General features: G+C 72.0%; 20 protein-coding genes, 1 tRNA gene and 1 pseudogene. 11 read left to right on the forward strand and 11 right to left on the reverse strand.

The window, feature by feature from the left end; translation table 11 throughout:
* Positions 1–111: 111 nt before the first annotated feature.
* Positions 112–1,104: a LuxR C-terminal-related transcriptional regulator gene (locus tag AC0B61_RS03385; protein WP_471738930.1), complete on the forward strand. Its 993-nt coding sequence runs from the start codon at positions 112–114 to the stop codon at positions 1,102–1,104.
* A gap of 301 nt (positions 1,105–1,405) precedes the next feature.
* Here AC0B61_RS03385 and AC0B61_RS03390 read toward each other — a convergent pair whose 3' ends face one another.
* A complete protein-coding gene (locus AC0B61_RS03390; RefSeq protein ID WP_051709310.1) occupies positions 1,406–2,023 on the reverse strand; it encodes a TIR domain-containing protein in 618 nt (205 codons plus the stop codon).
* 353 nt (positions 2,024–2,376) lie between these two features.
* On the opposite strand from AC0B61_RS03390, the gene AC0B61_RS03395 reads away from it, so the two are divergent.
* Positions 2,377–2,535 carry a hypothetical protein gene (locus AC0B61_RS03395; protein ID WP_471738931.1) on the forward strand — a complete coding sequence of 53 codons (159 nt, stop codon included), beginning with the start codon at positions 2,377–2,379 and terminating at the stop codon, positions 2,533–2,535.
* A gap of 75 nt (positions 2,536–2,610) precedes the next feature.
* On the opposite strand, the gene AC0B61_RS03400 is transcribed toward AC0B61_RS03395, so the two are convergent.
* From AC0B61_RS03400 to dnaK, 5 genes are all read right to left on the reverse strand, one after another.
* Positions 2,611–3,600: a hypothetical protein gene (locus AC0B61_RS03400; RefSeq protein ID WP_471738932.1), complete on the reverse strand. Its 990-nt coding sequence runs from the start codon at positions 3,598–3,600 to the stop codon at positions 2,611–2,613.
* Between the two features lie 183 nt (positions 3,601–3,783).
* Positions 3,784–4,314, reverse strand: a complete 531-nt coding sequence (locus tag AC0B61_RS03405) for a heat shock protein transcriptional repressor HspR (RefSeq protein WP_471738933.1) — start codon at positions 4,312–4,314, stop codon at positions 3,784–3,786.
* A 7-nt stretch (positions 4,315–4,321) separates the two neighbouring features.
* Positions 4,322–5,485: a molecular chaperone DnaJ gene (gene dnaJ, locus AC0B61_RS03410; RefSeq protein WP_471738934.1), complete on the reverse strand. Its 1,164-nt coding sequence runs from the start codon at positions 5,483–5,485 to the stop codon at positions 4,322–4,324.
* A gap of 240 nt (positions 5,486–5,725) precedes the next feature.
* Positions 5,726–6,349, reverse strand: a complete 624-nt coding sequence (gene grpE, locus AC0B61_RS03415; RefSeq protein WP_471738935.1) for a nucleotide exchange factor GrpE — start codon at positions 6,347–6,349, stop codon at positions 5,726–5,728.
* The gene (gene dnaK, locus AC0B61_RS03420) at positions 6,346–8,187 is read right to left on the reverse strand and encodes a molecular chaperone DnaK (RefSeq protein ID WP_471738936.1); all 1,842 of its coding nucleotides are present in this window, start codon (positions 8,185–8,187) and stop codon (positions 6,346–6,348) included. The genes grpE and dnaK overlap by 4 nt, the downstream gene beginning before the upstream one ends.
* Before the next feature lie 303 nt (positions 8,188–8,490).
* Here dnaK and AC0B61_RS03425 point away from each other — a divergent pair, with 303 nt between their 5' ends.
* The 4 genes and pseudogenes from AC0B61_RS03425 to AC0B61_RS03440 all read left to right on the forward strand — a co-directional run bounded on the left by AC0B61_RS03425 (position 8,491) and on the right by AC0B61_RS03440 (position 14,459).
* The gene (locus AC0B61_RS03425) at positions 8,491–10,716 is read left to right on the forward strand and encodes a (Fe-S)-binding protein (RefSeq protein ID WP_471738937.1); all 2,226 of its coding nucleotides are present in this window, start codon (positions 8,491–8,493) and stop codon (positions 10,714–10,716) included.
* A gap of 416 nt (positions 10,717–11,132) precedes the next feature.
* A pseudogene (gene manB / locus AC0B61_RS03430) lies at positions 11,133–12,206 on the forward strand (mannose-1-phosphate guanylyltransferase); the annotation flags it as partial.
* Between the two features lie 239 nt (positions 12,207–12,445).
* Positions 12,446–13,483 carry a Yip1 family protein gene (locus tag AC0B61_RS03435; protein WP_471738938.1) on the forward strand — a complete coding sequence of 346 codons (1,038 nt, stop codon included), beginning with the start codon at positions 12,446–12,448 and terminating at the stop codon, positions 13,481–13,483.
* Between the two features lie 85 nt (positions 13,484–13,568).
* Complete coding sequence (locus AC0B61_RS03440) at positions 13,569–14,459, forward strand: alanyl-tRNA editing protein (protein WP_471738939.1); 891 nt, start codon at positions 13,569–13,571, stop codon at positions 14,457–14,459.
* 79 nt (positions 14,460–14,538) lie between these two features.
* Here AC0B61_RS03440 and dcd read toward each other — a convergent pair whose 3' ends face one another.
* Entirely contained in the window at positions 14,539–15,114 is a 576-nt protein-coding gene (gene dcd, locus AC0B61_RS03445) for a dCTP deaminase (protein ID WP_471738940.1), read from the reverse strand.
* A 93-nt stretch (positions 15,115–15,207) separates the two neighbouring features.
* Positions 15,208–15,429: a hypothetical protein gene (locus AC0B61_RS03450; protein WP_471738941.1), complete on the reverse strand. Its 222-nt coding sequence runs from the start codon at positions 15,427–15,429 to the stop codon at positions 15,208–15,210.
* Between the two features lie 274 nt (positions 15,430–15,703).
* Here AC0B61_RS03450 and AC0B61_RS03455 point away from each other — a divergent pair.
* A tRNA-Gly gene (locus AC0B61_RS03455) sits at positions 15,704–15,777 on the forward strand.
* A gap of 204 nt (positions 15,778–15,981) precedes the next feature.
* On the opposite strand, the gene AC0B61_RS03460 is transcribed toward AC0B61_RS03455, so the two are convergent.
* Positions 15,982–17,100 carry a nucleotide disphospho-sugar-binding domain-containing protein gene (locus AC0B61_RS03460; protein ID WP_471738942.1) on the reverse strand — a complete coding sequence of 373 codons (1,119 nt, stop codon included), beginning with the start codon at positions 17,098–17,100 and terminating at the stop codon, positions 15,982–15,984.
* 626 nt (positions 17,101–17,726) lie between these two features.
* Here AC0B61_RS03460 and AC0B61_RS03465 point away from each other — a divergent pair.
* Positions 17,727–18,221 carry a hypothetical protein gene (locus AC0B61_RS03465; RefSeq protein ID WP_471738943.1) on the forward strand — a complete coding sequence of 165 codons (495 nt, stop codon included), beginning with the start codon at positions 17,727–17,729 and terminating at the stop codon, positions 18,219–18,221.
* A gap of 537 nt (positions 18,222–18,758) precedes the next feature.
* Here the strand turns inward: AC0B61_RS03465 and AC0B61_RS03470 are convergent.
* Both AC0B61_RS03470 and AC0B61_RS03475 read right to left on the reverse strand, forming a co-directional pair.
* On the reverse strand, positions 18,759–19,421 hold the full coding sequence (locus tag AC0B61_RS03470; RefSeq protein ID WP_471738944.1) for a response regulator: 663 nt from the start codon (positions 19,419–19,421) through the stop codon (positions 18,759–18,761).
* Positions 19,418–20,680, reverse strand: a complete 1,263-nt coding sequence (locus AC0B61_RS03475) for a sensor histidine kinase (RefSeq protein WP_471738945.1) — start codon at positions 20,678–20,680, stop codon at positions 19,418–19,420. The genes AC0B61_RS03470 and AC0B61_RS03475 overlap by 4 nt, the downstream gene beginning before the upstream one ends.
* A gap of 299 nt (positions 20,681–20,979) precedes the next feature.
* On the opposite strand from AC0B61_RS03475, the gene AC0B61_RS03480 reads away from it, so the two are divergent.
* From AC0B61_RS03480 to AC0B61_RS03490, 3 genes are all read left to right on the forward strand, one after another.
* Positions 20,980–21,549, forward strand: a complete 570-nt coding sequence (locus AC0B61_RS03480) for a GlcG/HbpS family heme-binding protein (protein ID WP_471738946.1) — start codon at positions 20,980–20,982, stop codon at positions 21,547–21,549.
* 194 nt (positions 21,550–21,743) lie between these two features.
* On the forward strand, positions 21,744–22,169 hold the full coding sequence (locus tag AC0B61_RS03485; protein ID WP_471738947.1) for a YunG family protein: 426 nt from the start codon (positions 21,744–21,746) through the stop codon (positions 22,167–22,169).
* A gap of 166 nt (positions 22,170–22,335) precedes the next feature.
* Positions 22,336–23,220, forward strand: coding sequence for an NAD(P)-dependent oxidoreductase (locus tag AC0B61_RS03490; RefSeq protein WP_471738948.1), 885 nt, complete (start codon positions 22,336–22,338; stop codon positions 23,218–23,220).
* Positions 23,221–23,241 lie beyond the last annotated feature (21 nt).

Genomic DNA, 23,241 nt, shown 5'->3' on the forward strand with positions numbered 1-23,241 from the left:
ACGGTGAACCCGCCCGCAGACCGGCTCGCCCGGCAGCCTGGCACCGCGGCTCGCGCGGCGGGGAGGCGCGGGCACCACCAGGGAAGACTCGTCCGGTAGGGAGAGCGCGACGTGACGGCGGAACCGGCGGTCACGCCGCAGCACACCAGGCCCGTGGGCGGGGAACCCGACGAGGCCGCCCGGCAGCTGTACCTCGCGATCATCGCCGAAGGCGGCCGCATCCCCTGCGCCACGGGTACGGACATCGACCAGGGCGCGCTCCAACAGCTCATCGACATCGGCCTGTTGATGGTCAACCGGATGGACCGCTGCTACACCGCCGTCAGCCCGCGCTCGGTCAGCGACCGGCTCGGCGCCGAACTGCGCAGCGAAGCCACCCGGTTGCTGGTCCGCGCCGAGAGCCTGCCCGGCGCCCTGGACGGCCTCACCCGCGCCTACGACGCGATGCCCCGCCCCTCCGGCCGGGCCGGCGGCGCCGTCCACGTCGAGGGGCACGTCCACATCCGCCAGCGGATCTCCCAACTGGTCTCCGACTGCCGCTCCGAGGTCCTCACCGCCCAGCCCGGCCACCGCCCCGCCGACACCCTGCAGGTCGCCCTCCTCCAGGACGTCCAGCTCCTGCAGCGCGGCTGCTCCCTGCGCACCATCTACCAGCCGGTCGCCCTCGCCGACCCGCCCGCCCTCGCCTACGCCCAGGAAGTCACCCGGCACGGATCCCTGATCCGCGTCCTCGACGAGCCCTTCCAGCGGCTGATCGTCTTCGACCGCTCGGTCGCCGTGATCTCCGCCAGTGACGACAACGGCACCGCCGCCTTCATCAGCGACCCGGCCACCATCACGTTCCTGGTCGGCACCTTCGAACGCGACTGGGCGCGCGCCGACACCGCCGAAGCCGCCGCCGTCGGCCAGGGCCCCGCCCGGACCGTCCCCGACCGGGTCGGCCGCCTGCTCGCCCGCGGCCTCACGCAGCGTGCCGTGGCCACCCGCCTGGGCCTGAGCGAACGCACCGTCGCCGCCCACATCTCCCGCCTCCGCGACCGCTACGGCGCCCAGACGCTCTTCCAGCTCGGCTGGCTCATGCGAGGCGCCCGCGATGACCGATGAGCCCGCGATGACCGATGAGCCCGCGATGACCGATGAGCCCGCGACGGCCGATGAGCCCGGCGCGGCCGAACGGGCCCGCTACCTCACCGCCGTCCGCCCCGGCGGCCCGCCGCCCGCGAGCGCCGTCAGGCGATCCCGGCCGGAACGGGGGCTGCGGACGCCCGACAGCTCCGACAGCTCCGACAGCCGCGCAGCGCGCCGACCGCCCGGCTGCGTGAGCCGGACGGCGCGATGGCGCTGTTCCGCGTGGGACCGGTAGGTGCGGGGGGCCCGGGCACGGGGCCCGGTGGGTGAGCGCTGCTCAGCCGGTGGCGGCGCCGGTCGGCCAGTAGCCGGGGACCGGGGGCTGCTGCCGGGGGACGTTGAACTGCTCGCCGGGGGCGGTCCAGAAGCCCTCGCGCAGGGAGAGCGCCATGCCGGCCCAGTCGAGCGCGGTCTCCACCGTGTGGTTGAGGGCCTCCTGCGACCAGGTGTCGTCGAAGACCAGTGGCAGGACGGGGGCGACCTGCTCGATGGTGGCGATCAGCGGGTTGTGGGTGATGGCCTCGTCGACGAGCAGGACGATCGGCTTACGCAGCGCCGAAGCCCATCCCAGTTCCAGGCTGACGCCCGCCGAGAGCGGTGCTCCCACGTAGGCGAACACGAGGTCCGCGGACTGCAGGGCGCGGAAGTCGGAGGGGACGCGGGGCTCCGGGGCGCGGCCGGAGATGGTCCAGGCGTCACTGTGGTGCGCGCTGTACACGGCGGCACCGCTGCGGAGCAGGGTGGTGCGAAGCGTCGTCAGCCGCGTCCGGCTGGCGAGCGTCACCACACTGTCGGCCGGGCCGGTCAGCCGCATGAGCGGCGCGGCCAGGAAGACACGTGCACGCCGACCCTCAGGGGCCTGGCTGTCGTGGTGACGCAGGTAGGGCTCGGTCATGTCGACTCCGGGGGAAGGCCGACCGGGGGAGTGAGTGTCGGCGATGCGTTGGATGTGTGCTGCTGTGCGTGCTGCTCAGTGGCTGCTCTGTGCGGTGATGACGCTGGGACCGACTTAGTATTTGACGGTACATTGGCAAGGTGTGGCGTCCTGCCGGACCATCGGGAGCGAACTGATCGTCCATCGCGGGGCGCCGTCGCGTCCAGGGTTGGCCGGTGTCATCTGGATGCCTGGCAGGGAGATGACGCGGCCGGTAGACCGGGGATGAGCGCATCCCTCTCGCGCACTACTGGGGTGACCCGTTATCCTGTTCGACGCTTCTAATGGCGATTCTCGACAGAGAGAGTGGGGGCATGACTGACATGCGCCGGTTTGTCCGCAAGGTCGTACTTTCGGTGGCCGTTGTCGCTGCTGTGCTTGGCGCCGGCTCTTTCGCGGACGCTGCCGACTCGCACGGCACGATCGCCACCCGGGCTGCTGTGAGCGTCGCGGACGATATCTCCTGGCAGTGAACCCGGCCGGGTGAGGCCCGGCTCCCTGCCGGAATTCTGAATATTCCGCCACCTCGCTCGGAATGGACGTGCCGGTCAGTCGGCGGATTCGTGTGCCTTTTGACCGAGAACGTAACCGAGCTGGAATAGCGAGTCGACTTTGTAGTCGTCTCGCATTTCCGCTATGTGTCTCGCGAGCGTCCGCTCGCTGATTCCCAGGCGCCTCGCGATGACCCGGTGGCTGGTGCCTTCGAGCATCTGGTCGATGATCGTCTGCCGCAGCCGTGAAACCACCTGCTGCGGCACCGTGCGGGTGCCCTCGAACGCCAGGGCCCGACTCCAGCACCGCTCGAACACCTCCTCGGCGAGATATCCGACGACCGCCGGGTCATCGATGAAGGCCGCGAGGCTCATGTCCTCGGCGATCGGAATCACCGCGACGCGTCGATTCATCACTATGAGCCGCGTGTAGGGCTCGTCAAGGGTCCGGTACTGGCCGCCGGCTCGGGCGAGGGTGGCCACGTAATCCCTGGTCGGCTGGTGGTACCGGGTGCTGGCGTGGTAGATCGTGCGCATCTTCGTGCCACTGCGTAGCGTTTCCAGGTCCTGCTCGATCATGCCGGCGAGAAGGTCCGGTTGCCGGGGGCCGCCGGGCTGGAGCGCGAGGGCTTCCTCCAGTCCGGATTCCCTGAACTGCTCCAGCCGCTGACGAATCAGCGCCTTCCCCTGCACGTATTCGATCGACCCTCCGTGGTGCTTCGGGGTGTGGAATTCCCGCGCAAGCTCCTGCAGTTCGGAGGGAAGGGACACCGCGCGGGACAGGAACTCCAATGCCTGACGCTGCCAGGAATGGCTGAGACTTGCCGAGAGCTGTGCGGGGTCGGCGGCTATGAAAACGGTCGGGTCGTCGCTGTCGGGCACGAGAAGGCCAATCCGCACCAGCTCGTCCCGCGCCGGACCATTCTCATCGACGTTCGACCCCGATGGCAGCTTGCCGTCACCGCGGATGACGGCGAGATACAGCTCCTTTGCCTCTGCCGAGACGACGGCCGAGCCGGTGGCAAGAGGCTGCTCTCGTTCACTCATCCGCGACTCCTTGCCGTTGCCGTGATACCTGCGTCCCGTCAGCATTGACGCTCAATCGAGGTCAGCATGCCAGATTCGGTGGGCCCTCCGGAGAGGGAATGCGACCGCACTCTCTCACCAACGCGCCACCGCCGGCACCCCCCGAACAGGAGGGGGCCGGCGGCGGTGTCCGTGCGGCTGACGTCAGCGTTTGGGGCGCCAGACGACGAGGGCGCTGGACTGCGGGCTGGGCGGCTGGTACGGCACGAGGTCGCGGCGGTAGGAGGCGTGGACGGCGGCCTCGCGCTGCTGGAGGGCGGTGGCGGCGCCTTCCAGGGAGTCGGCCAGTTCCGCGATGCGGGCCTGGAGGGCGGTGACCTGGTTCTCCAGCTCGATGATCCGCTTGATGCCCGCCAGGTTGATGCCCTCGTCCTGGGAGAGCCGCTGGACGTCGCGCAACTGCTGGATGTCGCGGGCGGAGTAGCGGCGGCCCCGGCCGGCGGTGCGGTCGGGGCAGACCAGGCCGAGGCGGTCGTACTGGCGCAGGGTCTGCGGGTGCAGTCCGGACAGTTCGGCCGCCACCGAGATGACGTACACCGGGGTGTCCTCGGTGAGGACGTACGTCGGCGGGCCCGAGGGGGCCCGGCGGGCGCGGCGGCCGGCGTCACCGGGCAGGCCGTCACCGATGCCTGGTCCGATCGGGCCGTCGGGGTTGATCGGATTCATCGGGGACATCTGGTCGTCACGCTCCCTTCGCCGCCCGGAAGAGGGCTGCTCGCGGATCGTCGGAGGCGGTGGCCTCGCGGTACTGCTCCAGGGCGTCCAGCGCGTCGCCGGTGACGTGCTGGGGAACAAGGACCTCGACGGTGACCAGGAGGTCGCCGCGGGTGCCGTCCTTGCGGGTGGCGCCCTTGCCGCGGGCGCGCATGGTGAGGCCGTTGGCACTGCCCGGGGGCAGCTTGAGCTTCACCGGCGGGCCGCCGAGCGTGGGCACCTCGATGGTGGCACCGAGCGCCGCCTCGGGGAAGGTGACCGGGACGGTGACCGTCAGGTTGTCGCCCTTGCGGCCGAAGACGGGGTGCGGGTCGACGTGCACGGTGACGTAGAGGTCGCCGGGCTGGCCGCCGCGTTCGCCCTGCGCGCCCTTGCCCTTGAGTCGGATGCGCTGGTCTGCGTGGACGCCGGCCGGGATGCGGACCTGCATGGTGCGGGCGGAGCTGGCCCGGCCGCTGCCGTGGCAGTCCCCGCACGGGTCGTCGACGATCATGCCCCGGCCGCGGCAGTCCTTGCACGGCTCGGAGAGCGCGAAGGCGCCCTGGCCGCGGCTGACGGTGCCCGCACCGACGCAGGTCGGGCAGACCCGCGGGGTGGTGCCGGCTTTGGCGCCGGTGCCGTTGCAGGTGCGGCAGGGGGCCTGGCTGGTCATCCGCAGCGGGACGGTCGCGCCGTCCACCGCCTCCTCGAAGGAGAGCGTCACCTCGGTCTCGACGTCGGCGCCGCGCCGGGGCTGGGCCTGCCGGGTGCCGCGGTTGAAGAGGCCGCCGAAGACGTCGCCGAGCCCGCCGCTGCCGCCGGCTCCGCCGCCCTGGGTGCCGCTGAACAGGTCACCGAAGTCGAAGCTGTAGCTGCCGGTGCCGCCGGGGCCGCCGCCGGCCCGGAAGCCGCCGTTGGCGAAGAGGCTGCGGGCCTCGTCGTACTCCTTGCGGCGCTTCTCGTCGGAGAGGACGTCGTACGCCTCGGAGATGTCCTTGAACCGCTCCTCGGCCTTCGCGTCGCCCTTGTTGGCGTCCGGGTGGAACTCGCGCGCCAGCTTGCGGTAGGTCTTCTTGATCTCCGCGGCGGTGACGTCCTTGGGCACGCCGAGGACCTTGTAGTAGTCCTTCTCCACGTAGTCCTTGCCACTCATGCGTCCACCTCGCTGCGCCCGGCAGCCGCTGAGCGGTCCACGCGCCCCTGAATGGTTCGCTCGCTGCGCTCGCTCACGGCTCCCCGCCACCTCCCAATGTCCATCGTCACAGAGCTGTCAACACCGGGTGGGAACACGGCTGTTGACAGTGCGCTGCGGAGCCGGCCGCCGTACTGGCCGGCGTACGACTCCGCAGCGCACTGGTGGTCAGCTGTCACAGGTTGTCAGCTGTCCGGTTCGTCAGCTGTCCGAGTCACCGTCGGACTCGTCCTTGTCGCCGGGCTTCGCGTCGGCGTCCGGGCCCGGGGCCGTCTGGGTGCCCGGCTGGGGCTCCGCGACGGCGACCATCGCCGGGCGGATGATCCGCTCGCCGATCCGGTAGCCGGGCTGGAGGACCTGCACGCAGGTGTCCTCGGTGACGTCCGAGGAGTAGCTGTGCATCAGCGCCTCGTGCATGGTCGGGTCGAAGGGCTCGCCCTCCTTGCCGAACTGCTGCAGGCCCAGCTTGGCGACGACCGTCTCCAGGGACTCGGCGACGGACTTGAAGCCGCCCGTCACCTCGCCGTGCTCGCGGGCGCGGCCGATGTCGTCCAGGACCGGGATCAGGGACTCCAGGATGTTGGAGACCGCGATCTCGCGGACCGTCAGCCGGTCGCGCTCGACCCGCTTGCGGTAGTTCTGGTACTCGGCCTGCAGGCGCTGCAGGTCGGCGGTGCGCTCGGCCAGCTCGCGCTTGGCGGTGGCGAGCTCGTCGGGGGAGCCCTCGGCGGCACCGGCCGCCGCGGCCTCCTCGGCGGCCTTGATCACGGCCTCCTCGGCACCGGCGTCGTCGCCGGGCTTGCCGCCCTGCGGCTTCTCCGTCATGCGGCACCACCCTTGGGCTTCTCGTCGTCCACGATCTCGGCGTCGACGACGTCGTCGTCGGCCTTGGCCTGGGCGGAGTCGCCGGCCGCGGCGGCACCGGCGGCGTCGGCGTTGGCGTACAGCGCCTGGCCGAGCTTCTGCGCGGTGGTGGAGACCTTCTCCGAGGCCTCGCGGATCGCCGCGATGTCCTCGCCCTTCAGGGCCTCCTTGAGCTCGCCGATGGCGGTCTCGACGTCGGTCTTGACGTCGGCCGGGAGCTTGTCGGAGTTGTCGGCGATGAACTTCTCGGTCGAGTAGACGAGCTGCTCGGCGGAGTTGCGGGTCTCCACGGCCTCGCGGCGCTTGTGGTCGTCCTCCGCGTACTGCTCGGCCTCGCGGCGCATGCGGTCGACCTCGTCCTTCGGCAGCGAGGAGCCGCCGGTGACGGTCATCTTCTGCTCCTTGCCGGTGCCGAGGTCCTTCGCGCCGACGTGCATGATGCCGTTGGCGTCGATGTCGAAGGTGACCTCGATCTGCGGCAGGCCGCGCGGCGCCGGCGGCAGGCCGGTCAGCTCGAACATCCCGAGCTTCTTGTTGTACGCGGCGATCTCGCGCTCACCCTGGTAGACCTGGATCTGCACGGACGGCTGGTTGTCCTCGGCCGTGGTGAAGATCTCGGAGCGCTTGGTCGGGATCGTGGTGTTGCGCTCGATCAGCTTGGTCATGATGCCGCCCTTGGTCTCGATGCCGAGGGACAGCGGGGTGACGTCGAGCAGCAGGACATCCTTGACCTCGCCCTTGAGGACACCGGCCTGGAGCGAGGCACCGATGGCGACGACCTCGTCCGGGTTGACGCCCTTGTTGGCGTCCTTGCCGCCGGTCAGCTCGCGGACGAGCTCGGCGACGGCCGGCATGCGGGTCGAGCCGCCGACCAGGACGACGTGGTCGATCTCGGAGAGCGAGATGCCGGCGTCCTTGATCACGTTGTGGAACGGGATCTTGCAGCGCTCGAGCAGGTCGGCGGTCAGCTGCTGGAACTGGGCGCGGGTGAGCTTCTCGTCCAGGTGCAGCGGGCCCTCGGCGGAGGCCGTGATGTACGGCAGGTTGATCGAGGTCTCGGAGGACGAGGACAGCTCGATCTTGGCCTTCTCGGCGGCCTCGCGCAGACGCTGCAGGGCCATCTTGTCCTTGGACAGGTCGACGCCGTGGCCGCTCTGGAAGGTCTTGACCAGGTGGTCGACGACCTTCTGGTCCCAGTCGTCGCCACCGAGGTGGTTGTCACCGTTGGTGGCCTTCACCTCGACGACCCCGTCGCCGATCTCCAGCAGCGAGACGTCGAAGGTGCCGCCGCCGAGGTCGAAGACCAGGATGGTCTGGTCGTCCTTGTCGAGGCCGTACGCCAGGGCGGCCGCGGTCGGCTCGTTGACGATGCGCAGGACGTTGAGGCCCGCGATCTCACCGGCCTCCTTGGTGGCCTGGCGCTCGGAGTCCGAGAAGTACGCCGGGACGGTGATGACGGCGTCGGTGACCGTCTCGCCCAGGTACGCCTCGGCGTCCCGCTTCAGCTTCTGCAGGATGAAGGCGCTGATCTGCTGCGGGTTGAAGTCCTTGCCGTCCAGGTTGATCTTCCACCCGGTGCCCATGTGGCGCTTGACCGAGCGGATGGTGCGGTCGACGTTGGTGACCGCCTGCCGCTTGGCCACCTCGCCGACCAGGACCTCGCCGTTCTTGGCGAAGGCGACGACGGACGGCGTGGTCCGGGCGCCCTCGGCGTTCGTGATGACGGTGGGCTCGCCACCTTCGAGAACGCTGACGACCGAGTTCGTCGTACCGAGGTCGATGCCGACCGCGCGTGCCATCGTAAATACCTCCACGGAAGAGTTGAGCTTTACAGGCTCAAGGATGCATGACCGGACGGGCGGCGTCAACAGGCATGAGTGGCAGTCGCTCAACTTTGCTGAGCCCGTCGGCTGGGCGACCCGCGGGGCGGAGCGGCGGTGAGGGTGGAGTTACGTGACTGCCGCCATAGCCTGGGAACCTTCTGGAGACGTGTGGACGACCGGTAGTGTCCGGGCCGTCGGCCCGGCAAGTTACCGACGAGTACAATTCGTTCAGAATCCCAGCAGACAGCCCAACAGGAAGCCGCAGGAGACGGAGAGCCGATGCAGCTAGCAGCGATCGTCATCTCGCTGGTCACCTTCGTGATCGGCACCGCGCTCGCCCTTCGTGCGGCGTGGCACATCTTTAAGGTGGTGCTGACCGGCGCGCCGGACTCCACCCGCTTCGGCAAGCCCGCCCAGCGGGTGAAGACCGTCGCCGTCGAGTTCTTCGGCCACACCAGGATGAACCGCTGGGGGATCGTCGGCATCGCCCACTGGTTCGTCGCCGTCGGCTTCTTCAGCCTGGTGCTCACCATCGTCAACGCGATGGGCCAGCTGTTCGACGCCGAGTGGGAACTGCCGATCATCGGCCACTGGATGATCTGGCAGCTCTTCGTCGAGCTCGTCGGCACCCTGACCACGCTGGGCATCGCGACCCTGATCGTGATCCGGCTGATGAGCCTGCCGTCCAAGTCCGGCCGCAAGTCCCGCTTCGCCGGCTCGATCGCCTGGCAGGCCTTCTACGTCGAGTACACGATCCTCGGCATCGGCATCTGCATCCTGATGCTGCGCGCCCTGGAAGGCGCCCTCGGCGGCGTGCACTCGTACGGCCCGGAGCACCTCGTCTCGTACCCGATCGTCTCCGCGTTCAGCGGGCTGTCGCACGGCACGCTGGAGAACCTGGTCTACCTGTTCGCGATGCTGAAGATCTGCATCTCGTTCGCGTGGGCGACCACCATCGGCCTCAACCCCTCGATGGGCGTGGCCTGGCACCGCTTCCTCGGTTTCTTCAACATCTACTTCAAGCGCGCGGAGGACGGCTCCACCGCTCTCGGCGAACTCCGTCCGATGACCAGCGGCGGCCGGCCGATCGACTTCGAGGACCCGGCCGAGGACGCCGTCTTCGGCGTCTCCCAGGTCGAGCACTTCTCCTGGAAGGGCATCCTCGACTTCTCCACCTGCACCGAGTGCGGCCGCTGCCAGTCGCAGTGCCCCGCCTGGAACACCGGCAAGCCGCTCTCGCCGAAGCTGCTGATCATGAGCCTGCGCGAGCACGCCTACGGCAAGGCGCCGTACCTGCTGGCCGGCGGCGGCAAGGACGCCGAGGGCAACGAGCAGGCCACCCCCGAGCAGCTGGCGAACGTCCCCGCGGCCGCCCTGGCCGAGGCCGAGCGCCCGCTGATCGGCACCGCGGAAGAGAACGGTGTCATCGACCCGGACGTCCTGTGGTCCTGCACCACCTGCGGCGCCTGCGTCGAGCAGTGCCCGGTGGACATCGAGCACATCGACCACATCGTCGACATGCGCCGCTACCAGGTGATGATCGAGAGCAACTTCCCGACCGAGGCCGGGACGATGCTCAAGAACCTGGAGAACAAGGGCAACCCGTGGGGCCTGGCCACCAAGGCGCGCCTGGCCTGGGTCAAGGAGCTCAAGAAGGAGACCGGCATCGAGGTGCCGGTGATCGGCGAGGACATCGACCCCGCCGAGGTCGAGTACCTCTACTGGGTCGGCTGCGCCGGCGCCCTGGAGGACCGCGCCAAGAAGACCACCAAGGCCTTCGCCGAACTGCTGCACACCGCGGGCGTGAAGTTCGCGATCCTCGGCAAGGAGGAGACCTGCACCGGTGACTCCCCGCGCCGCCTGGGCAACGAGTTCCTGTTCCAGATGCTCGGCGCGCAGAACGTCGAGACCCTGAACGCCGCGCTGGAGGACGCCCCGACCAAGCGGATCGTGGCCACCTGCCCGCACTGCTTCAACACCATCGCCAACGAGTACCCGCAGCTGGGCGGCCACTTCGAGGTCATCCACCACACCCAGCTGCTGCAGCACCTGATCGACGAGGGCAAGCTGCTGCCGGTCAACCCGGTCGAGGGCCTGATCACCTACCACGACCCGTGCTACCTGGGCCGCCACAACAAGGTCTACACGCCGCCGCGCGAGATCATGGACAAGGTCCCCGGCCTGCGCCAGCAGGAGATGCACCGCCACAAGGAGCGCGGCTTCTGCTGCGGCGCCGGTGGTGCCCGGATGTGGATGGAGGAGCGCATCGGCAAGCGGATCAACACCGAGCGCGTGGACGAGGCGCTGTCGCTCGACCCCGACATCGTCTCCACCGCCTGCCCGTTCTGCCTGGTGATGCTCTCCGACTCGGTCAACGGCAAGAAGAACGAGGGCGCGGCCAAGGAACACCTGAAGGTGGTCGACGTGGCCCAGCTGCTGCTCGACTCGGTGAAGGCGATCCCGCCGGCCGAGACCGAGGAGCAGCCGGAGACGGTCGACGCGTAGCCGGACGGCCCGCCCGTACGGCCGGGCCGTCCGGCGGGCCCGCGGCCCGTGCAGCCCCGCGGCCCGTGCAGCCCCGCTGTCCGACAGTTCTGCTGTTCGACAGTTCTGCTACAACTGCCCGGCCCGGTGGACGCCGCCAAGGCGCCCACCAGGCCGGGCTTTTGGCGCCGGGCCCCGACCCGCGCGAGCACGGCGGGCGGGCGGCGGACGACGCCGATCGCACAGGCGCCGGACGGGCATTCGGTCGGAAGGAAATACAGTAGGCGCCGGACCGGCTTCGTGCCGGTCCGCCCGTTCCGGACGGAGGACCGGACGGGAACCGACCCGCGCCGGCCGCACGGCCGGGTCAGCACACCGACGGAGGTATCGGCCCGCCGGGCCGGGCCGCAGAGACCACAAGGGGAACAGCGCAGACCATGACCGAGGCGATCATGCTGGTCGGTGGTAAGGGCACGCGACTGCGTCCGCTGACCACCCACACCCCCAAGCCCATGCTGCCGGTGGCAGGCGTCCCGTTCATCGCCCACCAGCTGGCCCGGGCGGCCGCCGCCGGCGTCACCCGCGTCGTGCTGGCCACCTCGTACCTGGCCGAGGTGTTCGAGGACCACTTCCAGGACGGCACCCCGTACGGCATCGAACTGGTCTACCTGACCGAACGCGAGCCGCTGGGCACCGGCGGGGCCATCCGCAACGCCGCCTCCGGCCTGACCTGCGGCCCCGACGAGCCGGTCCTGGTCTTCAACGGCGACATCCTCTCCGGCGTCGACATCGCCGCCCTGCGCGACGGCCACGTGGCCGCCGGGGCCGACGTCACCCTGCACCTCACCCGGGTCGAGGACCCGCGCGCCTTCGGCCTCGTCCCGACCGACGGCAACGGGCGGGTGCTGGAGTTCCTGGAGAAGCCGGAGACCCCGGAGCAGATCGTCACCGACCAGATCAACGCCGGCTGCTACGTCTTCACCCGGTCCGTGATCGACCGCATCCCGACCGGCCGGGAGGTGTCCGTCGAGCGCGAGACCTTCCCCGAACTGCTGGCCACCGGCGCCCTGCTGCGCGGCGTCGTCGACACCTCGTACTGGCTGGACCTCGGCACCCCGGCCGCCTTCGTCCGCGGCTCGGCCGACCTGGTCCTCGGCAAGGTCGACTCCCCGGCCGTCCCCGGGCCCACCGGCGACGCCCTGCTGCTGCCCGGCGCCACCGTCCACCCGGGCGCGGTGCTCAGCGGCGGCACCGTGGTCGCCGAGGACGCGGTGGTCGAGGCCGGCGCGATCGTCGAGGGCAGCGTGATCCTGCCGGGCGCGGTGATCGGCCCGGACAGCCTGGTCAAGGACTCGATCGTGGGCGCCTACGCGACCATCGGCGACCGCTCGGCCCTGGACGGCGCGGTGATCGGCGACGGCGCGATCGTCGAGTCCGACAACGAGCTGCCCAACGGCATCCGGATCGCCTGCGGCACCCTGCTGCCGGTCGGCGCCGTCCGCACCTCGGCCGGCCCGGGCGGCTGCCCGGCCGGCACCAGCGCGGCGGCCGCGGTGCACGGGCCGTCGGTCAGCGCCCAGCGGTAGCGGGACGACGCTCCGCCCGGGCAGTCCCGGGGCCCGGCTTTCCGAGGCCCGTTTCCACGGGCCCTGGGGCGGCTTTCGGCCCCGTTCGTCTCAGGCTCGCTGCAAACCGGCCCCGGCTTCGTCCGGGCCGGACGCGGACTGGGCCGGACGGGTACCTTCGGAGCGTGGCTGGTAATCGATACGACAGCGGTCAGGGTGCCGACCGTCCGCACGGCGGCTGGTCGGCCCCTCCGCCGCCGCCGGCGGCGGGAGCGCCCGGGGGGCACGGGCAGACGGACGGGCCGGAGTACTTCACGGCCCAGCACCCGACGGCCGGGCCCGGGCACCCGGCGCCCGCCGGGCCCGGATACACGGCGGGCGACGGGTACGACCCGTACGCGGCCGACCGGCCCGGCAACACCCGGGCCTTCCCGGCCGGCGACCCGTACCCGGGCGGCGCCCCGTACGGGCAGCAGCCGCCGCCGTACGGCCAGGACCAGGGCTACGGCCTCGGCCAGGCGTACGACCAGGGCTACGGCCACGGCCAGGGCTACGGCCAGGACCAGGCGTACGACCAGGGCTACGGCCACGACGAGGCGTACGACCAGCAGCCCCCGTACGGCCAGGACAACGTCGCGGTCTACCGCGCCGGCGGCCAGTCCGCCCCGCACGTCGCCGGCCCCCGGCCGCACTGGCGCGAGCTGTTCGTCGGCCTCGTCCGCAACCCGACCGCGATCTTCGACCGCACCCGCGACCACCAGGTCTGGCTGCCCGCCCTCACCGTCTCGCTGCTGTACGGCGCGCTCGCGGTGCTCGGCATAGGGCTCACCCACGACGACATCGTCAACTCGACCTTCACCGTGGCGCTGACCGGCATCGCCGCCGCCGCCGTCGGCTTCGCCGTGACCGGCGCGATCTTCGGCGGGGTCACGTACGCGCTGGCCCGCCAACTGGGCGGCGACGGCCCGTGGAAGTCCACCGTCGGCCTGGCCGCGCTGATCGGCTGGCTGACCGACGCGCCCCGGCTGCTGCTCGACCTGGTGCTGCCCTCCGGCAGCGCCGTCGTCCAGGTCGTCGGCTGGGCGACCTGGATGCTCTGCGCGTTCCTGCTGACCAGCATGGTCCGGCGGCTGCACGACCTGCCCTGGGGCAAGGCCGCCGCCGCCTCGGCGCTGCAACTGCTCGCCCTGCTGGTACTGATCAAGCTGCCGACCCTGGGCTGACGGGCGAAGGGCACAATGGTGGGCGGGCCGCGGCCGAGCGCCGGAGCCCGCCCACTCCCGTCGTCGACGTCCACCGGAGACAGGCATGACCCTCCCCACCACCCACGTCAGCTTCCCGACCGGGGCGGTGACCGGCGAGTCCCCGGTGCTTGCGGTGCACCCGCTGGCCGACGGCCGGTACGCCGTCGTCACCGGGACGACCCCGTTCCACCCGCTCGACCACACCTGGCCCGACCAGCCGGCCGACCACGGCACCCTCACCGTGGACGGCACCGAGCTCGCCGTGGCCGACTGCCTGACCGGCGCCGTCGGCCCGGACGACGACGCGCTGCTGGTCGGCGCCGACATCCCGGTGCGGCGCGGCGACGAGGAGTGGTCCTGGCTGGTCCTGCACGTCCTCGACACCGACCCCGGCGACATCGTCGGCCGCACCGCCGCCCTCGCCGTCGACGCCGACCGCCGGGGCGCCCTCAGCGCCTCGCACAGCGGCTGCCACCTGCTCGCCCTCGCCCTCAACGCCGCCCTCGCCCCGCGCTGGCGCAAGGACCCGGGCCGCTCGGACGCCTTCGGCAACCCGGACTTCGACAGCCTCGCCATGGCCGCATCGGTGATGGACACCGACGCCAGCACCGACACCTACCGGCTCGGCAAGTCGCTGAAGAAGAAGGGCTTCACGGCGGACGCCACCGAGGAGTTCCCCGCCCTGGCCGACGCCCTGCCCGCCCTCACCGAAGCCGTCAACGCCCGCCTCGCCGCCTGGGTCGCCGCCGACGCCCCGGTCCGCATCGAGGTGCCCGGCCCCGAACTCACCGCCCGCCGCCAGTGGCACTGCGAACTGCCCGAAGGCGGCGCGCAGATCTTCTGCGGCGGCACCCACCTGCACCACCTCGGCGAGCTGGCCGAACTGCGCACCGAGCTGCGGCTGTCCGAGGACGGCACCGAACTGGTCGCCGTCACCAGGCCCAAGCGGGCCTGACAACGCCGCGGGCGGCCACCCCTCGCGGTGAGGGATGGCCGCCCGTCTGCGTGCGCTCGTCCGGGCCCGCGCTCCGCGCTCAGACCTTGGTGCGGTGGAAGTTCAGGTACGAGCGGGACGGCGTCGGGCCGCGCTGGCCCTGGTAACGCGAGCCGTACCGCTCCGAGCCGTACGGGTGCTCCGACGGCGAGGAGAGGCGGAACAGGCAGAGCTGCCCGATCTTCATGCCCGGGTACAGCTTGATCGGCAGCGTCGCGACGTTCGACAGCTCCAGCGTCACGTGGCCGCTGAAACCGGGGTCGATGAAGCCGGCCGTGGAGTGGGTGAGCAGGCCCAGCCGGCCCAGGCTCGACTTGCCCTCCAGCCGGGACGCCACGTCCTCGGGCAGAGTGATGACCTCGTACGTCGAGGCCAGCACGAACTCGCCGGGGTGCAGGATGAACGCGTCGTCGCCGTCCGGCTCCACCAGCCGGGTCAGGTCCGGCTGCTCCTCGGAGGGGTCGATGTGCGGGTACTTGTGGTTCTCGAACACGCGGAAGAGGCGGTCGAGGCGCACGTCGATACTCGACGGCTGGATCATCGCCGGGTCGAACGGGTCGATCGAGACCCGGCCCAGGTCGATTTCGGTCCGGATGTCCTTGTCAGAGAGCAGCACGCTTCGAGGTTACGTGCAAGAAAGGGCCCCGGACGAATCCGCCCGGGGCCCCACGACGTCCTCCTTGGCCCTCCCGCGACCTCCCGCCGACCGTCAGGCCAGGAACTCCGCGGCCTCCAGCCGCATCGCCTGCGCCAGTTGCGGCTCCGACAGCTCCCGCAGGTCGGCCAGCACCGAGCTCCGAAGCCGCCCGCACTGCGGACAGCGGATCAACCGCCCGGGACCGAGCCGGCCCGGACCGAGGTTCTGCATAGGGAACGTGGTGGTGCTGAACAGGTGCCCCTCGGCACAACGAACGACGGCGCGCTGCTCCATCGATCCCCTTCCCATCCCTAACCCAGTACTCACCCGTACTCGCACACCTGGCGGCCGAGCCCCGGGCCAGCGTCACATTAGGGGATGTTCCAGACATTCCTCACCATGGCTCGCCGCCCCGGCCCCACCCACCGGAGCACTCGCACGCGGCCCACACAGTACGCCCCAACCCCCGCCCCCACCTCACACCGCCGCACCCCCGACCACTTGTGCAACCACAGTCGCGAATGGGGTACAGTGGCACTGGATCGAGCGGTCTCTGACGGCTCATCAGGCGGGCGTAGTTTAATGGTAGAACATGAGCTTCCCAAGCTTATAGCGCGAGTTCGATTCTCGTCGCCCGCTCCATACCGAAAGCCGCAGGTCATCTGACCTGCGGCTTTCGCGTTGTCCGGACCAACCCGGATCACTGAGTACCAGGAGACGCAAGGCGCGGAACCGGACTGCCGACGGGGACTGATCCCAGCGGGCCCCAGGAGACCGCGGCAACCGAGCCGCTGCGCGCATGCCCGCGGGGCGGGGCTGGCCGGCCCCGACCCGCGGGTGGTGGGGTCAGGAGGTGGTGGTGAGGGCTTCGAGGGTGGGGACGAGTGCGGCGGGGGTGGGCAGGGCGGCGTTGTCGGAGCGGAGGCGGTGGGCGGCGTCGCGCAGGGCCGGGTCGGTGATGAGCTGGTCGAGGAGCCGGGTGTCGACGGCGTCGGAGGCGGAGCGGAGGGCGGCGCCGGTGGCGGTGAGGGCGTCGGCGTTGATGAAGTGGTCCGCGCCCTGGGGGAGGAGCAGTTGGGGCAGGCCGGCCTGGAGGGCGGTGAGCATGGTGCCCGAGCCGCCGTGGTGGACCAACGCGTCGGCGTGGCCGAGCAGTTCGTTGAGCGGTACCCACGGCAGGCCGCGGACGTTGGCGGGCAGGGTGCCGAGCGGGGCGAGGTCGGCGCCGCCGACGGCGAGCAGGAAGTCGGCGTCGACCTCGGCCGCCGCCTCGACGAGGCGGACCACGGCACGGACGCCGTCGAGCTCGGTGAGGACGGTGCCCAGGGTGACGACGATCCGCGCGCGGTCGGCGGGGCGGAGGAACTCGGTCGGGACCACGCCGCCGCCGTTGTACGGGACGTAGCGCATCGGCAGGCCGGCCGGGTCGCCGCCGAGCGGGCCGACGTTGAGCGCGGTGGCGGCGGCCGGGCCGGCCAGTCCGTGCTGCTCGTAGACGTCGGTGAAGTGGGAGGCGAGCAGGTCGGTCATGGGGAGGCCGGCGCTGACCCCGAAGTTGTGGACCACCGACGGGATCTTGAGGCGGGCCGCCACCAGCGGGGCAGCGGCGTGGAAGGAGTCGTGGACGAGCAGGTCGGCGCCCCACGCGGTGGCGGCCTCCAGCAGGTCGTCGACGGCAGGGCGGGAGGCGTGCGCGAAGATCGCGGCCGCCATGTCGAAGATCTCTTCCTGGGACCTGCCCCGGTCGACGTACTCGATCTTGCCGCCGAGGCGCTCCTCGAACAGTTCCCGGATGTTCCGGCCGTCGCCGATCTCGACGATCGGGAAGCCCGCGCTGCGGAGCTGCTCCAGCGGCTGCCCGCAGGCGAACAGGATCTCGTGCCCGGCGGCGCGCAGCGCCTGTGCCGTCGGCACCATGGGGAAGAGGTGGCCGGCCGCGGCGGGGCCGGTGAAAAGTATGCGCATCGTCTACTCCCGGTCAGTGAAACCAACCAGGCAGTCTCATCCCGGAAGTTGATGGTTCGTCAATTTGGTTGGGATCACCATGCGCGGTTATCGGCCGTTTTGAACAGGGGCTTGTTACCCGGGGGTCGGTGTGCTCTTCGCGGCGCGGTCGGGGTGGTGGAGGCCCGGGCGGCGATGGGTCGGGCGGCGGGTGTTTCCCGCCAGGACGGCGGCGTCCCCGGGCGCAGCCGACATGCAGAGTAGGGGTCGGAACGCGGGGAGCAATGGGTGAAGTCGCCGCCGAAGTGCACGCCGAGGTCGACGTCCGGGTCTAGGGCGAGGTGCTGAAGTGGGTCGTAGGGGCCGCAGAGTGGCGCGAGTTGGCCGCATGTGGGCGGTGTTCGGCGTCGTCGGCGCCGGGCGGAGAGGGGTCCGTCACGGCGTTCCGGCGCGGGCGTGGACGGATGGAACTGCCCGCACCCGTCCGCCGTCCAAGCAGTGACGGAATCCCTGCCCGGTTGAATGCCGGGAGGAGTGCGGAGGGCCCTGTGCAGTCAGGTGGTGCCGAACTGAACGTCGGATGCCCGGGCGGTTGCCCCGGCGGAGCGCCGGTCGCGTCCGTCCGGTGGCCGAGACCGGCGACCGGCGTGGCGGTCGACCAACTCGGTGCCGCCGAACGCTGCGAGACGCTGCTCCAGGACACCCTGGACGCCCTCGACCCGTCACCGGCCTGGCAGGAGGCGGCGCCCCGGGCGGGCGCGCGGCTGCCGCAGCCGGGGCGCGGCTCGGCGGGGCGCGGGTCGGAACTGCGCTGGTACGTCACCCGGGGGCGGGACATCCTCACCGTCGTCTCGCTGCCCCGGCGGTCGGTGATGGTGGGCGTGGTGGAGCGGCACTGGCGGCGGCGGGGTTGGACGATCACCTCACTGAGCGCCGGCTATGACCGCCCCGGAGTCGGTGCGGCCACCCGGGACGGCTACCGACTGGCGCTCTGCTTCGGCGAGTTGGGCGAGGCCGGGCTGACCGCGAGTTCGCCGGGGGTGGCCCGGTCGGAGCGGCTCCCGGTGCTGCCGGGGGACGACGGGCGCGGCTCCGGGCCACTGCCGTACGTGTGTTGTCCGTACTGGAGCGCGCTGGTGTAGCGAGCGGTCGTACCGAAACGCGCCGCGTACCGGAGCTCGGAGCTCGGAGTGCGGAAGGGGCGGGTCGGCGTGGAGCGAGTCCCCCCGGACACGCTCCACGCCGCCTCGTCACGCGGCTTCGGCGCTGCCGCTCCCCCCGACCCCCCGGCAATCCCGCCGTTCCCCCCTGGCAACCCCCTCCGGCGAGAGCGGTCCGCACAGGCCCCGGCGAGCCCCCTCCTCCGGGGGCGTCGTTGACCTCACGCTAACAAACCGCGTGGTTGGTTTGTCAATAGGGAAATCCACGAAACATCCACATTGTGGTGATCGGCTGGTGCCGCGACGACAGGCGCTGGACCAGGGACTTGTGTGCCTCTTCGGGCGTCTGGAAGTCGAATCTGGCACGCCAGGCGAGTCTGCGAGTCGCGCGCACGCTGCCCGGAATCCGACATTCCCCCCATCATGGCAGCACACAGTGACACCGTGCGAGCGCCCAGCGCAGCCGAGGACGAGCCGGTGGACCGGGCAGGCCAACGCCCGGCAGGCCAACGCCCGGAGTCAGCGCACCAGTCGGCGTTCCTTCGCCACCGCGACCGCGCCGGACCGGGTGTCCACGCCCAACTTGTCGTAGATGCGCCCGAGATGGGTCTTCACCGTCGCCTCGCTGATGAACAGTGCCCGCGCGATCTCCCGGTTGCCCAGCCCCTGCGCCAGTTGTTCGAGGATGTCCTGCTCGCGCTCGGTCAACTGCGGGGCGGGCGCCCGCATCTGCGCCATCACCCGGGAGGCGACCGGCGGTGAGAGCACCGTCCGGCCCCGGGCGGCCGCGTGGACGGCGGAGAACAGCTCCTCCGGCTGCTCGGCCTTCAGCAGGTAGCCGGTGGCGCCCGCGGCGATCGCCCGGGTGATGTCGGCGTCGGTGTCGTACGTGGTGAGCACCAGCACGTGCGGGCCGCCCGGGGCGGCGGTGATCCGGCGGGTGGCCTCCACGCCGTCGATGTCCTCGTCGAGTTGAATGTCCATCAGGACTACCTGGGGCGCCAGCCGGGCGGCCAGGGCGACGGCCTCCTCGCCGGTGCTGGCCTCGCCGACCACCTCGATGTCGCCCGCGCTGGCGAGCAGCGCCAGCAGGCCGGCCCGCACCACCGCGTGGTCGTCGCAGACCAGCAGCCGTACGGGGGCCGTGCGGGCGGGAGTCGTCCGGGCGGGCGTCGTGTTCATCGGGGCTCCAGGGGGATCGCGGCGGAGACGACGGTGCCCTCGCCGGGGGTGCTCTCCACGGTCAGCGTGCCACCCAGCTGCCGCAGCCGGGCGCGCATCGCGGGCAGGCCGTACCCGCGGCCGTCCCCGGTGCCCGCGGTGCCCCCGGTGCCCGCGGCGCCCGGGTCGAAGCCCTGCCCGTCGTCGGCGATGTCCAGGACGGCCTGGTCGCCGAGGAAGGACAGCGTGATCGCCGCGGTCGACGCCCCGGCGTGCTCGCGGACGTTGGCCAGCGCGCCCTGCGCGATCCGCAGCAGCGCGGACTGTGCGGCGGCGGGCAGCGGCACGGGCGTGCCGTCCAGGTGGAAGCGGACCGGCAGCCCGCTCTCGGCGGACTCCCGCCCGGCCAGCGCCCGCAGCGCCTGGTCGAGCGCCCGGCCGTCGGCGAGCTCGGCGGGCGCGAGGTCGTGGACGAAGCGGCGGGCCTCGGCCAGGTTCCGGGCGGCCACCTCGGCGGCGGTCCGGACATGGGTGCGGGCGGTCACCGGGTCGGTGTCCCAGGTGCGTTCGGCGGCCTGCAGCAGCATCTGCTGGCTGGACAGGCCCTGCGCCAGGGTGTCGTGGATCTCCATCGCCAGCCGTTCGCGCTCGGCCAGGGTGCCCTCCCGCCGTTCGGTGGCGGCGAGTTCGCGCCGGGTGCGGACCAGGTCGGTGATCAGCGCGCGCTGCCGGGCGGCCTGCCGGGCCATGAAGAGGAAGACACCGGTGGCGAGCGCGGCCACCGTGGGCGGCAGCAGCACGAGCGTGGCGTCCGCCCCGCCGGGCAGCCGGATCTCGGCGATCACCACGAGCAGGGTCAAGGCGGCCACCAGCGGGATCGCCGCCTTCGCGGGCAGCGCCCGCAGCGCCGTGTAGATCAGCGGGACGGCGCACCAGGCGAAGCTCGGCGCGAGCAGTACCAGCACCACCCAGAGTGCGACCACCAGCGCCGACGGCCACCGGCGCCGCTGACCCGACGTGGGCGGGCGGCGGCGGTCGAACCAGGAGCCGGCCGGCTGGGCGACGGCCAGGGCGGCGCTCAGGCCGATCACCCAGGGCGCCTGGGAACTGCCGGAGTGGTGGGTGAGGTAGCGGTTGAGTGCGGCGGCGAGCAGCACCACGAAGGCGGAGTCCAGCAGCAGCGCGAGCCGGCCCGCGTCCGGATCGCCGGCGTCGCGGTCGACGGCGCCCGGACGGTCGGTGGCTCCGGGACGGCCTGCGGCGGGGCGTGGCTGCTGCACGGGTGGCTCCTGGTCGAACGGCGGTGCGGGGCGGCCGATCCGCGCTGACCCGCGGCGCTGACCCGCGGCGATCCGCGCTGACCTGCACCGATCCCTTGATGGTGGCCCGTCCGGCCCGGTGCCGCATCAGCCGATCGGTTGACGCCGCCGTCCTCCATCACGCCGGGATGCTCCCGCCGGACCGTCGATGTGGCGGGCCCGTCCTCGGCCGGAGGATCGAAGCACGCCGCCGGGCGTCCCCCGACCCGGCGGTCCCCGATCCCCCACACCACCCCGCAGACCCGCTGAGGAGCTGGACCATGAAGAAGACCTCCGTGCGCACCCGGGTGCTGACCGGCACCGTCGCCGCTGCCGCGCTCGCCGCCGCCACCGTGGGCGCCGTCTCGGCCAGCGCCGAGACCTCCGAGACCCCGGCCGCCTCGGCCGCCCCGGCCGCGGTGAAGACCGACGCTCAGAACAGGAACCTCGCCCAGAGCACCGGCCTGACCATCGACGCCGCCACCCGCGCCGCCCAGGCCGCCCTGGACGCGGCGAACAAGGCCGGCCAGCACGTCTCGGTCGCGGTCGTCGACCGCGACGGCGTCACCCGGGTGCTGCTGAAGGGCGACGGCGCCAGCCCGCAGGCCCCGGAGTCGGCCGCGCGCAAGGCCTTCACCGCGGTCTCCTGGAACGCGCCGACCTCGGAGCTGGCCAAGCGGCTGGCCCAGGCTCCGAACCTCAAGGACATCCCGGGCACACTGTTCCTGGCCGGCGGCGCCCCGGTGCAGTCCAAGGGCGCTCCGGTCGCGGCCGTCGGCGTCGCGGGCGCGCCCAGCGGCGACCTGGACGAGCAGTTCGCGCAGGCCGGTGTCGGCGAGCTGTCCAAGTGACGCCCGCCCCGCCCCGCTGACCCGCCCCGCTGACCCGCCCCGCTGATCGGGCAGGCCACCGCACCGGGCAGGCCACCGCTCCCGGCCGGGCCATTGACTCGTTCGGGTGAACGCCGGAAGGGCTGCCGCAGAACACGGGATGACCCTTCGAAAAGCCGGTGCCGCTGTCAGTGCCCCGTGGCAGGCTTCCCGCTATGACGGCGTGGACCCTCAACGACATCGAACGTGCGATCCGCTCCTCCTGGGGTGTCGACACCTGTGCGCCCGAGGATCTGGCCCACTGGCGTCCCGACAATCCCGCCCGCGGCCAGTGCGGGGTGACGGCGATGGTGGTGCACGACCTGCTCGGCGGCGACCTGATGATGGGCGAGGTGTACGTCGACGGGGTCCGGACGGACCTCCACTGGTGGAACCGCTTCGCCACCGGCTTCGAGATCGACCTCACCCGCGAGCAGTTCGGGCCTGACGAGCTGATCGGGCCGGGCCGCCCGGTCGCCCGACCGGCCCGCCCCGGTCGGCTGCAGGCGCAGTACGAGCTGCTGCGCAGCCGGGTGGTCGCCGAGTTGGAGCGCGGGGCCGCCGCGCACCGCAGCCGGCTGCCGGAACGCGCCTGCGCCTGAGCGGCCCGACCAGCACGAGCGGGCCCGGCCGGCGCCACCACGCCGGGCAGTAGGGACAGCACGGGAGCAGCCCGGGAGGCCCCGGCGGCCCGCATGACGTTGCCCCGCCAGGCTCCTGACGTACAGTCGCCCGCAGATGGGTGGCGATGGCGACAGGAGTGCACAGATGACGGGGACGACGGTCGGCTTCGTGGGGCTGGGTGCGATGGGCCGGGGCATGGCCGGGAGCCTGCTGCGGGCCGGTCACGCCGTACGGGTCTGGAACCGGTCGCCCGAACCGGTCGCCGCCATGGCGGACGAGGGCGCGGAGGCGGCCGGCTCGCTCGCCGAGGTGTTCGCCGCCGACACGGTGGTCTCGATGCTCGCCAACGACGAGGCGGTCGAACGGCTGCTGCTCGACCCCGCCCTGCTGGCCGGCGCCACGGCGACCCTGCACGTCAACATGGCCACCGTCTCGCTCGGCCTCGCCGAGCGGGCGGAGGCGCTGCACGCCGAGTACGGCATCGGCTACGTCGCCGCGCCGGTCCTCGGCCGGCCGCCGGTCGCGGCGGAGGGCCGGCTGAACATCCTGGCCGCGGGCACGGCGGACCTGTTGGCCAGGGCCGAGCCGCTGTTCGCCGCGATGGGCGAGCGCACCTGGTACTTCGGCGAGAGTCCCCGTCAGGCCAACACCGCCAAGATCAGTGCCAACTTCCTGCTGGCCTGCGCGATCGAGTCGATGGCCGAGGCGTGCAGCCTGGCCGATGCCAACGGGGTCCGGCCGACGGATCTGGTCGAGATGCTCACCGGCACGCTCTTCCCCGGGCCGGTCTACTCCGGCTACGGCGCGATGGTGGCCGAGCGCCGCTACGAGCCGGCCGGGTTCCGGCTGCCGCTCGGACTCAAGGACGTCGGCCTGGCGCTGGAGGCGGGGGCCGCGCGCCACGTCCCGCTGCCGTTCGGCAGCGTCCTGCGGGACGCCTTCCTGGACGCGCTGGCCCACGGGGACGGGGACAAGGACTGGGCGGCGGTCGCCGCCGTCGCCCGCCGCCGGGCCGGGCTGCCCGAGTGATCCCGGGCGGGGGCACGGGGC

Source organism: Kitasatospora sp. NPDC023385, from assembly GCF_055664045.1.

Coding starts and splice junctions, on each gene's coding strand:
- AC0B61_RS03390 (WP_051709310.1), bottom strand. CDS start 2,023: ATGACCGAGCCCTACCTGCGTCACCACGACAGCCAGGCCCCTGAGGGT.
- AC0B61_RS03395 (WP_471738931.1), top strand. CDS start 2,377: ATGACTGACATGCGCCGGTTTGTCCGCAAGGTCGTACTTTCGGTGGCC.
- AC0B61_RS03400 (WP_471738932.1), bottom strand. CDS start 3,600: ATGAGTGAACGAGAGCAGCCTCTTGCCACCGGCTCGGCCGTCGTCTCG.
- AC0B61_RS03405 (WP_471738933.1), bottom strand. CDS start 4,314: ATGTCCCCGATGAATCCGATCAACCCCGACGGCCCGATCGGACCAGGC.
- dnaJ (WP_471738934.1), bottom strand. CDS start 5,485: ATGAGTGGCAAGGACTACGTGGAGAAGGACTACTACAAGGTCCTCGGC.
- grpE (WP_471738935.1), bottom strand. CDS start 6,349: ATGACGGAGAAGCCGCAGGGCGGCAAGCCCGGCGACGACGCCGGTGCC.
- dnaK (WP_471738936.1), bottom strand. CDS start 8,187: ATGGCACGCGCGGTCGGCATCGACCTCGGTACGACGAACTCGGTCGTC.
- AC0B61_RS03425 (WP_471738937.1), top strand. CDS start 8,491: ATGCAGCTAGCAGCGATCGTCATCTCGCTGGTCACCTTCGTGATCGGC.
- AC0B61_RS03440 (WP_471738939.1), top strand. CDS start 13,569: ATGACCCTCCCCACCACCCACGTCAGCTTCCCGACCGGGGCGGTGACC.
- AC0B61_RS03450 (WP_471738941.1), bottom strand. CDS start 15,429: ATGGAGCAGCGCGCCGTCGTTCGTTGTGCCGAGGGGCACCTGTTCAGC.
- AC0B61_RS03460 (WP_471738942.1), bottom strand. CDS start 17,100: ATGCGCATACTTTTCACCGGCCCCGCCGCGGCCGGCCACCTCTTCCCC.
- AC0B61_RS03470 (WP_471738944.1), bottom strand. CDS start 19,421: ATGAACACGACGCCCGCCCGGACGACTCCCGCCCGCACGGCCCCCGTA.
- AC0B61_RS03480 (WP_471738946.1), top strand. CDS start 20,980: ATGAAGAAGACCTCCGTGCGCACCCGGGTGCTGACCGGCACCGTCGCC.
- AC0B61_RS03485 (WP_471738947.1), top strand. CDS start 21,744: ATGACGGCGTGGACCCTCAACGACATCGAACGTGCGATCCGCTCCTCC.
- AC0B61_RS03490 (WP_471738948.1), top strand. CDS start 22,336: ATGACGGGGACGACGGTCGGCTTCGTGGGGCTGGGTGCGATGGGCCGG.